This is a genomic window from Microvirga sp. BF8 (assembly GCF_059888585.1).
The window spans coordinates 3,762,581-3,776,536 of record NZ_CM187619.1 but is presented as its reverse complement, the minus strand read 5'-3'; the positions used below and the strand labels follow the sequence as shown (position 1 = coordinate 3,776,536).

The following is a 13,956-nucleotide window of genomic DNA, read 5'->3' as shown; positions in this document are numbered from 1 at the left end:
TCGGGCTTTCATCGGTTGGGAGGGGCGGTAGCTCAGGTTCCACCCCGGGACCTGACTTGCGGCTGGGCGACATGCGCTCCAGCAAATTCCTCCTCCAGGGCCTCGCCAAAGGTCTGGAGTGAGAACGGCTTTGAGAGCACGCGATTGTGCTCGTAGCGCTGGGGAACGACACTGGAATCGTATCCTGTCATGAAGATGAACGGGATGCCGCGACAATGCAGAACGTCCGCAATGGGATAGACCGCCGCTCCAGCCAGATTGACGTCGAGAACCGCAAGGTCGAGGTCTGCCTCGAGTGCCAACATCATGGCCCGCTCGAATTTGGCGGCCGGGCCAACCACATGGCCTCCGAGATCGCACACCATGTCTTCGATCAGCATCGAGATCATGGTCTCGTCTTCGACGACAAGGACGCGAGGCTTACGGTCACTCTGCATGGACGCTCTCCCGATGGGCCCGGAGCTTCTGAACGGATCTCTGCATGTGCGCCCTCATGTCCCGAACGGACGCCGCTTCTCTCGCTAAGCTCAAGGGATCCTCGCTGCGGATCGTCTGCTCGGTCGGAAAGGATCCTGCCGCCGGTAAGCGGCAGGACCTCCCTGGGATTACCGACGTGAGGTTTGGAGGTCCCGGGCCTCGTCGATGACACGGTCGAACAGGTCGGACTCAGGATCGATGTCGAGCCCGAGCCTCTCATTGAGCGCCTTCACGGGCTGCTCCGGCACCCCCGTCTTCGACAGCGCGGCCAGAGCCTTGGCGGCTTCGGTGATCTCCGCATCGGTAATCTGGTCCTCGGTGTTCTCACCGACGCTCAGGGCTTTCTCATAGGCGGAGATCAGGCCAACCGTAGAGTTCGGCGCGGCGTGCTGCCGGGCCGTCGCGGAGGCATTGACTGCGTTCATGCGCCCGAGCTTGGCCGTGTCCAGGCCGATGCTCTTCGCGTTAGATGCAGCCCTTCTTGCTTCAGAGGAGACCTGCTCTCCTCTTGCTGCGGCATTGCTGGTGCTGCTTCGCGTCTGCCCGGCCAGGGCCTGGCCATGTGCAGAGCCTTTGCCAACGTCGGAGCCGCGGCCGCTGCGCTCACTGGAGCCACTGCGGGCATTCTCGCTGCCGCCGCGAGACCCGCTGCCCCCGTTTCCGCCGCCGGGACTCCCCCCATTACCCCCATGGCTGGAGCTGCCACCGCCGTTCCCGCCAGCGGAGTTCCCACCGGAGTTGCCGCCTCCATTGCTGCCGCCGGAATTGCCGCCGCCGTTGCCGCCGTTTCCACCGCCGTTTCCACCACCGTTTCCACCGCCATTCCCGCCGCCGTCACCACCTTTGGCCTTGGCCTGAGACTGCTCGAGCTTGAGCGATGTGAGATCGAGCGACAGCGGTTGCAGGCTGATCGCGAGGCCCAAAGTCAAAGCCGAAACTGTGAGAGAAAAACGTCGCGTCATAAGGTTTCCTTCCGGTGAACTGAGAGATCCAGTAAGCCTCGTGCATATGACGTATGTGAGAAATTTTCCCACGTCAACTCAGACGTGGGATTGCTTCCCACGCGAAATCTGCTAGGTGGTGGCATGCTCGGCGACGTCCCCCGGACCCTTGAACCAGCCAAGTTGCACGCGCCCCTGGCGCGCCTGCTGCGGCCGCTCGTGCGCCTGTTAATCCGGAGTGGGATTACGTTTCCTATGCTCACGGAGCTCTTGCGCGAGCTTTATGTAAACGTTGCCGAATACGACTTTGAGCTGCCCGGCAAGGAGCAGACGGACAGCCGCGTTAGTCTCCTGACCGGCATTCACCGCAAAGAGATTCGCCGACTGCGCGGGGCAGGGGCGCCGGTGAACGCCGTTCCGGCGACCATCTCGCAGACGAGCCGCATCCTGGCCCGCTGGCTTGCGGATCCAGAGTTCAGCAATGGCAACGGACAGCCCCTGCCGCTGCCTCGCATGGCGGAGCCGGCTCAGCCGTCGTTCGAACGGCTCGTGGCCTCGGTCACGCGCGACGTGCGGCCCCGCGCGGTGCTTGATGAGTGGCTCGACCGCAGGCTCGTCATCATCGATGATCAGGACCGGGCCGTTCTGGTCGAGGCGGCGTACGTACCGCGCGGCGGCGACGACCAGCAGCTCTACTATCTCGGGCGCAACCTGCATGACCATATCGCCGCTGCGGTGGCCAATGTTGAGGCGCCGTCGCCGCAATTCCTAGAGCGGGCCGTCCATTACGATGGCCTGACAAGGGAACTGGCTGAGCAGCTTCAGCATCGGTCCCGGGAGGTCGCGATGCAGGCGCTCCAGAAGCTCAATCTCGAGGCCCATACCGCCAGTGACGGAGCACCGCCCGGACAGTGGCGGTGGAACTTCGGCGTCTACGTCTATGCCGAAGAGGTCGCACTGCCCGCGACCGACGAGCACACCGGGGCCAACATCAAGGAAAGTAGGACGTGAAGGACTGCGCAGCTTCAATCGTGCGAACCGCCGCGTTTGGGCTGGCCGCGCTGGCCCTGCTCCTGGTCCCGTTGCAGATGGCGTGGAGCCAGGATCCACAGGACCGCGGCATCGGCGGCACCGGCGTGATTATGAGCGATCTGGATGGCGATCGTGGCATCGGCGGCACGGGTGTGATGGGCACTATTCGAGGGTTCGGCAGCATCATCGTGAACGGCTTGCACGTGACCTATGCACCGGATGTGCCCGTATGGATCGACGGGCAGCCCCGGACAGTCTCCGACCTCAAGATTGGCCATGTGGTGCGGGTTGTAGCTGCGAACCGCGATGGTGTTCTGATGACACGACAGATCAATGTAACCAGTGAGGTTGTCGGTACCATTGAGGCGACAGGAAAGAAGACGCTTAGAGTGCTTGGCCAAGCGGTCTCGACCGAGAAGCTTGATGGAGCGCAACAGTGGCGTCCAGGCGAGCATGTTGCGGTGTTTGGCCTGCGACGGCCGGACGGAACCATCGTTGCGAGTCTGATCGAGCGCAGGGCCGTAGGTCCCGAGAGGGTCGCCGGCAGAGTGAACAAGCTGCGGGACGGAAGCCTCAGGATCGGATCGTTGCGGCTCGTCGGGGCGGATCGAGCCATCGTCGGCACCCGGGCTGTTCTCGAGGGGGCGTACATCAGAGGCGCTCTGGAGGTCACCAGGGCCGCCCGAGAGCGCGATCTTCTGGGTCCGGTCCGGCAGGTGTCCATCGAGGCTTATGTTGAGCGGACAAAGTCTGGGCTGCGCCTCGGTTCAGGGCTTGAGGTGGCCGGACAAATCGCCGTGTCATTGCCGGCTGGCTCTTATGCCCCGGCTGTGGTGACGGCCTTCTCCGACCGAAGCGGGCGTCTGGGCATTGAGGGTGTCGCGATCCAGGGTCCGCCGGTTCGGGCAGGGGGAGCCCGTCAGCGTTCCGATTCCGGCAACTCAGCCAGCCCACCTGCGGGCGCGCAGAGCGGCAAGGCTTCGCCGAGTGGCCAGAACCTCGGCCCTGCTCAGTCCCCGCAAGACGGCTCGAACTCCGGGATGGCCCGCGGGCGGCGCAATGATGGCAATGATCCATCGGGCAATCCGGGCAACTCGCGTGGCGGTTCCGGCGCGGGCGGAAGTGGCAATGCTGGAGGGGCCGGTGGCGGACATGGTGGTGGCGGCAATGGAAACGGGGGCGGCAACGCGGGAGGAAATGGCGGCGGAAACGCCGGAGGTGGCAACGGAAACGGCGGCGGCAACGGCGGCGGTGGAGGAAGGCAGTAACGCCGCCAGGTCTGTTCGAGGACGGACTGACGGATCGCAGCGGCGGAGAGAATTTATCTCGTGACTGGCCGGTGCTTCCGAGATGGACATCGACTCATTCCTGACGTTCAGGAACCTGTACGTCCGGGCAATCCGCTTGCTCTGCGACCCGGTTTGAAGCCGTTGACAAAAGACGTTCGCTGGCACTTATTTTGGCCCATGGGGGCTGCGATCCCCTCATGAGGCGACATGCCCAAGCATCGCGTCCAGCTCACTCCAGCGAGGACGCGTCATGTCATCAACCAGAACTATTTCCATCGGCCAGCTTGTCCCTCGCATCCACCTGAGTTCCACTGGGACGGCTGCATCCAGGCGTTCGCGGCGACGTGAGCGGGGAGGCCTGCCGAATGCACTTCTGGACTAACGACGACGCCGCGAAAGTTGCCCGAGGACTGTATACCGCCCTCGATCAGGTGAAGACCGCGAAGGATTAGGAGGAGCTGACTCCATCGGCCGGATCCCTGGGAGGTCAGGAGCACATGACCAGCGTAGTCCACGGCACAGAGCGTCAGGACAGGGTCGATGGGCCCAGCGCCAGCGTGCGTTTTTCCCGGGACGTCCGGCGGGTTCTCGTGGCGCGGTCGCTGCGCGCCTTCGGTGACGGCTATGTGGCGATCCTGTTGCCCGTGCATCTCGCGCACCTCGGCTACGATGCCTTCGGCGTCGGCCTCATCTCGACCGCGTCATTGCTCGGCTCGGCTCTGCTGACGCTTGTCCTCGGGCTCCTCGCGTACCGGATCCCGCGACGCCCGGCCCTGCTCGCCGCAGCCCTTCTCATGTCGGCAACCGGGCTGGGTTTCGCCGGGGTCGACGGTTTCTGGCCGCTGCTCGTGATCGCCTTCGTCGGCACGCTCAATCCGTCCGGCGGCGACGTCAGCGTCTTCCTACCCCTCGAGCACACCGTCCTCTCGCATGTCGTCGCCGACGAGGATCGGACGGCGGCGTTCGCCCGGTACAGCTTCGTCGGCGCCTTCTTCGGTGCCCTCGGGGCGCTTTCCGTCGGCGTGATCGACTGGCTTGCACCGGTCGTGTCGCCATCGACCACGACGGCCGTTCTGTTCGGCCTCTACGGTGTGCTCGGGCTGCTCACGTTTCTCCTCTACCGGCATCTATCGCTCCGGGTGGAAGCAGGCACGGATGCCACGCCGGTTCCGCTCGGGCCGTCGCGCGGGATCGTCTACCGTCTGGCCGCCCTGTTCTCTGTTGACGCCTTCGGCGGCGGGCTGGTCATCAACGCCCTGCTCACGATCTGGCTCGGCGAGCGGTTCGGCATCGGCGTTGCCACCATCGGGGCGATCTTCTTCGTGACCAGTCTGTGCTCGGCGGCTTCGTACTTTGCGGCGGTGCCTCTGGCCAAGCGGTTCGGGCTGATCAACACCATGGTGTTCACACACATGCCGTCGAGCCTTTTCCTCATTCTGACCGCCTTCGCCCCGACCGTCTGGACTGCGTTCGGGCTGCTGATCCTGCGGAGCCTTCTCTCGCAGATGGATGTACCGACCCGGTCGTCCTACGTCATGGCAATAGTCACGCCGGATGAGAGGCCTGCCGCCGCGAGCGTCACCGCCGTGCCCCGCAGTCTCGCATCGGCCGTCGCGCCGCTGCTGTCCGGATGGCTCCTGACCGTCTCGATGTTCGGCTGGCCGCTTGTCCTCGCGGGAGCCCTGAAGGTGATCTATGACCTCATGCTGCTGCGGCAGTTCTCGGCGATCAAGCCGCCGGAGGAGCGCTGATGCGGGTTCGGCGAAGCGGCGTCGGTGCGTCCGTCGATGGGTGGAAGGGCAACCGAGAGGAGCTGCTCCTCGTCACCCTCGATGTGGCTGGCCAGGAGCGCTTCAAATTGTTTGGCAGATGCCATCGTCTCACTCCCAACCACTTGGACGCGAGGAGCGTCCAATCTCGAATCTCTCCCATAGGCCAGCATCGAGCAGCGTAGTGCCTTCGTATCTGGGTTAACTTTGGCAGCTTCAGAATTCGTTGAACATTAACAGAACATAAAGAATGCCTTTAGGTAGCCAAGGCTCTAAGCCCCTTTCCTACACAGCGGAATAGGGTATTGGTCCTACTACGTAATGGGTGCGGATTCCCGGGCGCGTCCGACCTGTCGGTGCGGTGTTCGCTGAGTCGGGTTGCTTCAGTACAGACGCGGAAATGTGGGCTGTAATGTAGGGTAACGCCATCTCTGGCGTAAATTGCCTTTATATTCCCGAGACTTAGCGAGGAAGAATGGCGGAGAGGGGGAGATTCGAACTCCCGATACGGTTGCCCGTATGCCGCATTTCGAGTGCGGTGCATTCAACCACTCTGCCACCTCTCCGGGTCGCGAAGGCCTTTGGGCCCTCTGGTTGAGGCGGGGTGGATATCATGCGTTTTTTGTCTTCACAAGCACTTAAATCGGGGGATTTGGTTGACAGGGACGTCTTCGTCCCGTAGGGAAAGGCATTCTTGAGCGTGGGGGTCTCTGCCCGCGCTTTTTCGTTGCGGCGGGCTTGCGCCTGCCGTGGTTTGAAGCCGGAACTGCCAAAAAGCCGGCCCTGCGGGTTCCCCCTGCGGAGAGCTGGGTTTGAACACAAGGATCGAAAGATGTTCGCAGTGATCAAGACCGGCGGCAAGCAGTATCGCGTTGCCGCCAATGACGTCATTACCGTCGCCAAGCTCGCAGGCGAGCCGGGCGCCGCCGTCACGTTCGACCAGGTTCTCATGGTCACGAACGACAACGGCACCCAGGTCGGCGCGCCCCTGATCGAGGGCGCCACTGTGGCGGGTGAGGTCGTCGAGCAGACCCGCGGCGAGAAGGTTATCGCCTTCAAGAAGCGCCGCCGCCAGAATTCGCGCCGCAAGCGCGGGCATCGCCAGGACTATACCGTGATCCGGATCACCGAGATCCTCGGTCAAGGCGAGAAGCCCAAGAAGGCTGCGGCAAAGAAGAAGACCACCAAGGCTGCGGCTGAAGAGGCTGTGCCGGCCACCGCTGAGTAAGCGCTCAGGCCAACTGACAGGAACACGGGAGTAACCCATGGCTCACAAAAAAGCAGGCGGCTCGTCTCGCAACGGTCGCGACTCCGACGGTCGTCGTCTGGGCGTCAAGAAGTTCGGCGATCAACAGGTCGTGTCGGGCAACATCATTATTCGTCAGCGCGGCACGAAGTGGCATGCCGGCGCGAATGTCGGCATGGGCAAGGATCATACCCTCTTTGCCACGGCCAATGGCCGAGTCCGATTCCTTACGAAACAAGGCCGAGCTTTTGTATCGGTCGTACCGGCCCAAGAGGCCGCAGAGTAAACGGCGAGAGCAAAACGAAGGAGCTCCCGCCGGCATCACACCGACCCGGCGGATCAGGCAGCTCCTGAAAATGGCCCCAAAAAGGCCGAGCTCAAGATCCGAGATCGACAGGGGAGGTGGGATGTCCACCTCCCCTTCGTCATTTCAGGGCCCGCGAACAGGCCCGACCGGATCGGAGCAGGACTATGTTTCCCGACCTCACCCGTGACGACGTTTTCCGCCTGGAAACCCGCCGCCTGTGGCTGCGCTGGCCCCGCCTTGCGGACGCCCAGGCCATCGTACGCCTCGCCGGTGAGAAAGCTGTCGCGGAGATGACGGCCTTCATTCCACATCCGTATCCACCGGAAGTCGGGGAGCGGTTCATCTTCCAAGCCCGGCAGTCCAATGCGGATGGCCGGAGCCTCCAGCTCGCCATCACGCCGAAGGGAAAGCCGAACAGCCTGATCGGAATTGTGGGCATCAGTCCAAGTCCAGAGGATGGGCATCCGCATCTCGGCTATTGGCTCGGCATCCCCTTCTGGGGACAGGGCTATGCCACCGAAGCGGCGCGGGCCCTGATCGATGCATTCTTCGCCTATGGCGACGGGGAGGCACTCACCTCCTCGGCAAGGGTCATCAATCCGGCCTCCCGCCGGGTCCTGGAGAAGTGCGGCTTTGCCTATCAGGGCTCGGGCCTCACGGAACTGCCAGCCCGCGGGGGATTCTATCCGGCCGACCAGTTCCGCCTCGACCGGCGGGCCTGGGAGAGCCTGAAGACCTGGGGACAGACGGGTCTCGTCAGAGAGCCGGCCGAGAGCGTGGCAGGGCCTGAGTTCTCCCTCGCATGCTGAGGCTTGTCAGGGACTCCCGGAGATTCGGGAGCCCCTGACGTATCGTCCGCGTTGCTCCCGCACTCCTTGTCCCGTAAAGGAAGCGGGTTATGAAATTTCTCGACCAAGCCAAAATTTACATTCGCTCCGGTGACGGGGGTGCCGGGTGCGTCTCGTTCCGCCGCGAAAAGTTCATCGAGTTCGGCGGACCCGACGGGGGCGACGGCGGACGCGGCGGTGACGTCTGGGCCGAATGCGTCGACGGCCTGAACACCCTCATCGATTATCGCTACCAGCAGCACTTCAAGGCCAAGAAGGGCGAGCACGGCATGGGTAAGAACCGTGCCGGCGGCAAGGGTGCCGATATTGTCCTCAAGGTTCCGGCCGGGACGGAAATCCTGGACGAGGACGGGGAGACGGTGATCGCCGACATGACGGAGGTCGGGCAGAAGATCCTTCTGGCCAAGGGCGGCAATGGCGGCTTCGGCAACGCCTATTTCACCACGTCGACCAATCGGGCTCCGCGCCGGGCGAATCCGGGCCTCGAGGGGGAGGAACGCTGGATCATCCTGCGCCTCAAGCTGATCGCCGACGCGGGCCTCGTGGGATTGCCCAATGCGGGGAAGTCGACCTTTCTCGCTACGGTTACTGCGGCAAAGCCGAAGATTGCCGACTATCCCTTCACTACGCTGCATCCGGGCCTGGGCGTCGTTCGCGCCTATAATCGTGAATTCGTGCTCGCCGATATTCCAGGCCTGATCGAAGGAGCGTCGGAGGGCATTGGCCTGGGAGACCGGTTCCTGAGCCATGTTGAGCGCTGCCGCGTGCTTCTCCATCTCGTCGATGGGACGAGCGAGCATGCTGGCAAGGCCTACAAGACGGTCCGACACGAGATCGAGGCCTATGGCCATGGACTGGCCGATAAGCCCGAGATCGTGGCTCTTTCCAAGACCGATGCTCTCGACGAGGGGACGCTGAAGGAGCAGTTGGCTCGCCTGAAACGGGCGGTCGGACGGACACCCCACGTGGTCTCCGCTGCCTCCGGTCAGGGCGTGCAGGAGGTGCTTCAGGCGCTCCTGCGGATCATCGACGATGCCCGGGCCGAGGAGAAGGTCGTCGAGGCCGGGGAGGAATGGCACCCGTGACTCCCGACCTGCGTCAGTTTCGCCGTGTCGTCCTGAAAGTCGGCTCAGCGCTCCTGGTCGATCGGGCGCGGGGACGCCTCAACCATGCCTGGCTCGCGGCCCTGGCCGAGGATATCGCCGATCTCCACGCCCTGGGGGCGGACGTTCTGGTCGTGTCGTCCGGCGCCATTGCCATGGGACGCACGGTGCTGGGGCTTCCTCCGGGGCCCCTGCGGCTCGAGGAGAGCCAGGCTGCGGCTGCCGTCGGGCAGATCGCCCTGGCACGGACCTGGGCCGAAATGCTCGCCCATCACGGCCTCACGGCCGGACAGATCCTGGTGACGCTTGCGGACACGGAGCAGCGCCGCCGCTATCTCAATGCCCGGGCGACGACCCTAAAACTGCTCGAAATGCGGGCCGTGCCTGTCGTCAATGAGAATGATACCGTGGCGACGAGCGAAATCCGTTACGGAGACAACGACCGCCTCGCGGCCCGCGTCGCCACGATGATCGGTGCCGATCTGCTGGTTCTGTTCTCCGACATCGATGGCCTCTACACCGCTCCCCCGGCATCCGACCCGGACGCTCAACATATCGCCCTCGTCGACCGCATCACGCCGGCCATCGAGGCTATGGCCGGTGGCGCGGCATCGGAGTTGTCCCGCGGCGGCATGCGGACCAAGATTGAAGCCGGCAAGATCGCCACGGCCGGCGGGACCCATATGATCATCGCCGACGGGCGAGCCAAGAACCCTCTGAAGCGGGTGGCCGAGGGCGGCCGCTGCACCTGGTTCCTGACGCCGTCCAACCCTGCGACTGCACGGAAGACGTGGATTGCGGGAGCGCTCGAGCCGCGCGGCACCCTTTATGTGGACGAAGGAGCGGTGCGGGCGCTCCAAAGCGGCGCCAGTCTGCTCCCCGTGGGCGTGCGGCGCATCGAAGGGGTCTTCGCCCGGGGCGACGCCGTGACCATCCGGGATGAGCAGCGAATTCTGGGGCGTGGCCTCGTCGCCTATGACGCGGAGGATGCCTCCCGCATCATCGGACGTCCGAGCCGCGAGATCGAAGCGATCCTCGGCTATCCAGGGCGTACCGAGATGGTCCACAGGGACGACATGGCGCTGCACGCCGAGTAGTCATGTCCGCATGAGCTCTGTGAGCTTTCGCGCATCCTTGGGCGCCGCACTCTTCACGTCGTTGTCGAAATAGACATAGACGTCGCGGCTCTCGAGGCGCCAGTGATCGAGCTTTTTTGCCCAAGTGCTCAAGATATCGGGACTATAATGTCCAGCATAGCGGCCCTCGGTTCCGTGGGCGCGGACATAGACGAAATCGGCCGTTGCGACCCACGGTGCAGGCGCCGCCTCATGGTCCGAGATGCAGAGTGCCGCATTGTGGTCGCGCAGCAGGTCGAGCACGGGATCCTCGTACCAGGTCGGGTGGCGGAACTCGAAGGCGCATCTGCGCCGTGCCGGGATATGCTTCAGACAGTGAACGAGCCTGACGAGGTTCTCAGGCTCGGCCCTGAAGGTTGGCGGCAACTGGAAGAGCACCGGCCCAAACGTGGGCCCAAGCCCTGCCATACGGCCGAAAACCAGATCGATGCTGTCCTCCACATCGTTCAGCCGCTTGAGATGGGTGATGAAGCGGGACACCTTCCAGGCGAAGAGAAAATCTTGCGGAACGCCGTCCCGCCAGGCCGCGACGGCCTTTTCCGTCGGCAGCCGGTAAAAGGAATTGTTGATTTCGGTGGTATTGAAATGTTCAACGTAAAAGGACAGGAAATCCTTCGGCTTCAGGTCGGGTGGGTAGAAGGGGCCGCTCCAGCTCCTGTAATGCCATCCGGATGTGCCGATGCGGTGTTCGGGCCAGCCGGCGCGATCGATCCTCCGGGACGACAGGGTAGGGCTGGGACCTCGGCTTGCCGAGCGAGCGACAGACTTGGTGTGGGATGCGGATCGTCCGCGAGGCTTTGACATGGATGACACTCTGACCGTGAGCGGGATCGGTCCCGCCGACCGACTCAACGCCGCCGATGCGGATTCGGTTGGAGTCCAGAACATCCCGGCTCTCATGAACGACCTCGGGCGCCGGGCGCGGCAAGCGGCGCGACGGCTTGCGACCGCAACCGCCCTGGAAAAGGAAACGGCCCTGAAATCCATGGCGGGCCGGATTCGGGCCCGCGCGGAGGTCATTCTCGCTGCCAATGCGCAGGATGTCGCGGACGCCCGCGCCAAGGGGCAGGCGCCGGCCTTCCTCGACCGCCTCGTCCTCGATGGGAAGCGGCTCGAGGACATCGCGTCGGCGGTCGAGAGCATCGCCGCCCTGCCTGACCCGGTCGGGAGGGTCCTGGCGTCGTTCGAGCGGCCGAACGGTCTTCTGATCGAGCGTGTCGCGACCCCCCTCGGCGTCATCGGCGTGATCTTCGAAAGCCGTCCGAATGTGACTGCCGATGCCGGGGCGCTCTGCCTCAAGGCCGGGAATGCCGCGATCCTGCGTACGGGATCGGACAGCTTCCGGACAGCGCTTGCGATCGCCGACGCCATGGGCGCGGGCCTCGAAGAGGCCGGGCTGCCCGCCGATGCCATTCGTCTCGTCCCGACCAGGGACCGCGCCGCGGTCGGTGCCATGCTGGCCGGCCTTGATGGCAATCTCGACGTCATCGTGCCACGCGGAGGCAAGAGCCTCGTCGCCCGGGTGCAAAGCGAGGCACGAGTCCCTGTCTTCGCCCATCTCGAGGGCATCTGCCATGTCTTCGTCCATGCCAAGGCGGATCTCGCCATGGCGAAGCAGATCGTGCTGAACGCCAAGATGCGCCGCACGGGCATTTGTGGTTCCGCCGAAACATTGCTCGTGGATAGGGCCTGCGCCGGGACCCACCTGAAGCCGCTCGTGACCATGCTTCTCGACGCTGGCTGCGCCGTTCGCGGCGATATGTCCGTCCAGGCCGTGGACAGGCGGGTGACTCCCGCCACCGAAGAGGATTGGCGCACGGAATACCTCGATGCGGTGATTTCCGTGCGTGTCGTCGACGGCCTCGAGGCGGCGATCGACCATATCGAGAGCTACGGTTCGCATCATACGGAGGCGATCGTCACGGATGATGCGGCCGCCGCGGAGCGCTTCCTGGCGGAGGTCGATTCTGCCATCGTGCTTCATAATGCCTCCACTCAATTCGCCGATGGCGGGGAATTCGGCTTCGGCGCCGAGATCGGCATTGCCACCGGCCGCATGCATGCGCGCGGCCCCGTGGGAGTCGAGCAACTGACCTCGTTCAAATACCGCATCCGGGGCTCAGGTCAGACACGTCCGTGATATTGCCGCCATCGAAGTTCCGCCTGAGGCCTTCCGGGCTTGCCCGCCTGCCCTATGCTGCGCCCGGCATGCGGATCGGCCTTTATGGCGGCTCCTTCAATCCGGCCCACGGCGGGCATCGGCTGGTGAGCCTGCTCGCCCTCAAGCGCTTGGGGCTCGACCGGATCTGGTGGATCGTCACGCCCGGCAATCCGCTGAAGGATCCTGGGGAACTCACCTCGACGGCCCAGCGCGCGTGCGAGGCCAGGAAAGTCGCAGCCCATCCTCGGATCGACGTCACGGTCTTCGAGGAAGCGATCGGGGCCCGCTACACGATCGACACCCTGGCCTATCTCAAGCGACGGCATCCGGGAGTCCACTTCGTCTGGATCATGGGGGCGGACAATCTGGCGGGCTTCCATCGCTGGCGGGGCTGGCGACGGATCGCCGCGCTGATGCCGATTGCCGTCATCGACCGGCCCTGCTGGACCTTGAGGGCGATGAATTCCCGGGCCGCCATCGCCCTGGCCAACGCACGGCTCCCTGAGAGCGCGGCTTCGGGGCTGGCGGGGCTTTCGCCCCCGGCCTGGGTCTTCCTGCACGGCCCGCGCTCATTCCTCTCCTCCACGGACCTACGCCGTTTGCGACGAACTTCTCTTGTTGGCGGGCGTTGAAATATAGTGCCGTTCGACCTTATCTTAGGGTCACGGCGCAATATGGGGCGCTGGTGGAAAGGGACTGAACCTGAACCGACTATCTTCGATTGAAGCGGAACGGAATCCGCTTCCCCCTCTCTCCGGAGCGGAGGCTCCGCACGATGAGGACATCCGGGCCGCCGCTCTGGCTAGCCTCGAGGATATGAAAGCCGAGAATACGGTCGAGATCGACCTTGCCGGCAAAACCTCGCTTGCAGACACCATGATCATCACATCGGGCCGCTCCCACCGTCACGTGGGTGCCATCGCCGATCGCCTGATCAAGGATCTCAAGGACAAGGGCTTCGGAAACGCCCGCGTCGAAGGCCTACCTGCCTGCGACTGGGTGCTGATCGACGCCGGCGACATCCTGGTGCACATTTTCCGTCCCGAGGTCCGTGGCTTCTATAACCTCGAGAAGATGTGGGGCGCCGACCGCCCGCAAGACCGGGCGAGCTGACGGGAAGCACGAGCGTTGCGATTGAGCTTGCTGGCCGTGGGCCGTCTCAAGAACGGTCCCGAACGGGAGCTGGTCGAACGCTACAGGCAGCGGATCGAGGCAATCGGCCGCAGCCTCGGCATGGCTGGGCTCGACATGGTCGAGCTGCCGGAGAGCCGAGCGCGCCGGGACGACGACCGCCGGGCCGAGGAGGCTGCCGCCCTCCTCGAGAAGGCCGGTTCTGCCCTCCTGATCGCCTTCGACGAGCGCGGCAAGAGTCCCTCGAGCGAGGCCTTTGCCGGTCGAATCCGGCAGTGGCGGGACGAGGGCAGCCAGGGAATCGCCTGCGTCATCGGCGGGCCCGACGGGCTCGATCCCCAGATTCTCAAGAAGGCAAAGGCCGTGATTTCATTCGGTGCTTTGACCATGCCGCACCAGATCGTACGGGCCCTCGTCGCCGAACAGCTCTATAGGGCGCTGACAATCATCGCCGGTCACCCTTATCATCGGGCCGGTCACGACGATTCCTGAGGGTGTGCCCATTCCGTCCTTTCT

Annotated in this window: 15 protein-coding genes and 1 tRNA gene; 12 read left to right on the top strand and 4 right to left on the bottom strand. The window is 64.2% G+C overall.

Annotation, left to right across the window (positions count from 1 at the left end):
- Window positions 1-32: 32 nt before the first annotated feature.
- Window positions 33-437 carry a response regulator gene (locus AC522E_RS17915; protein WP_500747585.1) on the bottom strand — a complete coding sequence of 135 codons (405 nt, stop codon included), beginning with the start codon at window positions 435-437 and terminating at the stop codon, window positions 33-35.
- Window positions 438-605: 168 nt separating this feature from the next.
- A complete protein-coding gene (locus tag AC522E_RS17910; protein WP_500747584.1) occupies window positions 606-1,439 on the bottom strand; it encodes a hypothetical protein in 834 nt (277 codons plus the stop codon).
- A 123-nt stretch (window positions 1,440-1,562) separates the two neighbouring features.
- Here AC522E_RS17910 and AC522E_RS17905 point away from each other — a divergent pair, with 123 nt between their 5' ends.
- From AC522E_RS17905 to AC522E_RS17895, 3 genes are all read left to right on the top strand, one after another.
- On the top strand, window positions 1,563-2,429 hold the full coding sequence (locus AC522E_RS17905) for a DUF6502 family protein (RefSeq protein WP_500747583.1): 867 nt from the start codon (window positions 1,563-1,565) through the stop codon (window positions 2,427-2,429).
- Complete coding sequence (locus tag AC522E_RS17900) at window positions 2,426-3,718, top strand: DUF5666 domain-containing protein (RefSeq protein ID WP_500747582.1); 1,293 nt, start codon at window positions 2,426-2,428, stop codon at window positions 3,716-3,718. Before AC522E_RS17905 ends, AC522E_RS17900 begins: the two co-directional genes overlap by 4 nt.
- Before the next feature lie 518 nt (window positions 3,719-4,236).
- Window positions 4,237-5,490, top strand: coding sequence for an MFS transporter (locus AC522E_RS17895; RefSeq protein WP_500747581.1), 1,254 nt, complete (start codon window positions 4,237-4,239; stop codon window positions 5,488-5,490).
- A gap of 494 nt (window positions 5,491-5,984) precedes the next feature.
- Here the strand turns inward: AC522E_RS17895 and AC522E_RS17890 are convergent.
- A tRNA-Ser gene (locus AC522E_RS17890) sits at window positions 5,985-6,074 on the bottom strand.
- A gap of 266 nt (window positions 6,075-6,340) precedes the next feature.
- Here AC522E_RS17890 and rplU point away from each other — a divergent pair.
- The 5 genes from rplU to proB all read left to right on the top strand — a co-directional run bounded on the left by rplU (window position 6,341) and on the right by proB (window position 10,109).
- Window positions 6,341-6,736, top strand: coding sequence for a 50S ribosomal protein L21 (rplU, locus tag AC522E_RS17885; RefSeq protein ID WP_500747580.1), 396 nt, complete (start codon window positions 6,341-6,343; stop codon window positions 6,734-6,736).
- A gap of 37 nt (window positions 6,737-6,773) precedes the next feature.
- Window positions 6,774-7,040 carry a 50S ribosomal protein L27 gene (gene rpmA, locus AC522E_RS17880; protein WP_167674133.1) on the top strand — a complete coding sequence of 89 codons (267 nt, stop codon included), beginning with the start codon at window positions 6,774-6,776 and terminating at the stop codon, window positions 7,038-7,040.
- 185 nt (window positions 7,041-7,225) lie between these two features.
- A complete protein-coding gene (locus AC522E_RS17875; protein ID WP_500747579.1) occupies window positions 7,226-7,870 on the top strand; it encodes a GNAT family N-acetyltransferase in 645 nt (214 codons plus the stop codon).
- Between the two features lie 89 nt (window positions 7,871-7,959).
- A complete protein-coding gene (gene obgE / locus AC522E_RS17870) occupies window positions 7,960-8,994 on the top strand; it encodes a GTPase ObgE (protein ID WP_500747578.1) in 1,035 nt (344 codons plus the stop codon).
- Window positions 8,982-10,109 (top strand): glutamate 5-kinase, encoded by a 1,128-nt coding sequence (proB, locus tag AC522E_RS17865; protein ID WP_500747577.1) that lies wholly within the window; start codon window positions 8,982-8,984, stop codon window positions 10,107-10,109. The genes obgE and proB overlap by 13 nt, the downstream gene beginning before the upstream one ends.
- On the opposite strand, the gene AC522E_RS17860 is transcribed toward proB, so the two are convergent.
- The gene (locus AC522E_RS17860) at window positions 10,110-10,952 is read right to left on the bottom strand and encodes a DUF72 domain-containing protein (protein ID WP_500747576.1); all 843 of its coding nucleotides are present in this window, start codon (window positions 10,950-10,952) and stop codon (window positions 10,110-10,112) included. It lies immediately after the preceding gene.
- A gap of 94 nt (window positions 10,953-11,046) precedes the next feature.
- Here AC522E_RS17860 and AC522E_RS17855 point away from each other — a divergent pair, with 94 nt between their 5' ends.
- The 4 genes from AC522E_RS17855 (at window position 11,047) to rlmH (ending at window position 13,932) form a co-directional block, all read left to right on the top strand.
- Complete coding sequence (locus tag AC522E_RS17855) at window positions 11,047-12,288, top strand: glutamate-5-semialdehyde dehydrogenase (RefSeq protein WP_500750751.1); 1,242 nt, start codon at window positions 11,047-11,049, stop codon at window positions 12,286-12,288.
- Window positions 12,285-12,941: a nicotinate-nucleotide adenylyltransferase gene (locus tag AC522E_RS17850; protein ID WP_500747575.1), complete on the top strand. Its 657-nt coding sequence runs from the start codon at window positions 12,285-12,287 to the stop codon at window positions 12,939-12,941. Before AC522E_RS17855 ends, AC522E_RS17850 begins: the two co-directional genes overlap by 4 nt.
- A 151-nt stretch (window positions 12,942-13,092) precedes the next feature.
- Complete coding sequence (gene rsfS / locus AC522E_RS17845) at window positions 13,093-13,422, top strand: ribosome silencing factor (RefSeq protein WP_500750750.1); 330 nt, start codon at window positions 13,093-13,095, stop codon at window positions 13,420-13,422.
- A gap of 15 nt (window positions 13,423-13,437) precedes the next feature.
- A complete protein-coding gene (gene rlmH, locus AC522E_RS17840) occupies window positions 13,438-13,932 on the top strand; it encodes a 23S rRNA (pseudouridine(1915)-N(3))-methyltransferase RlmH (protein ID WP_500747574.1) in 495 nt (164 codons plus the stop codon).
- Window positions 13,933-13,956: the final 24 nt, after the last annotated feature.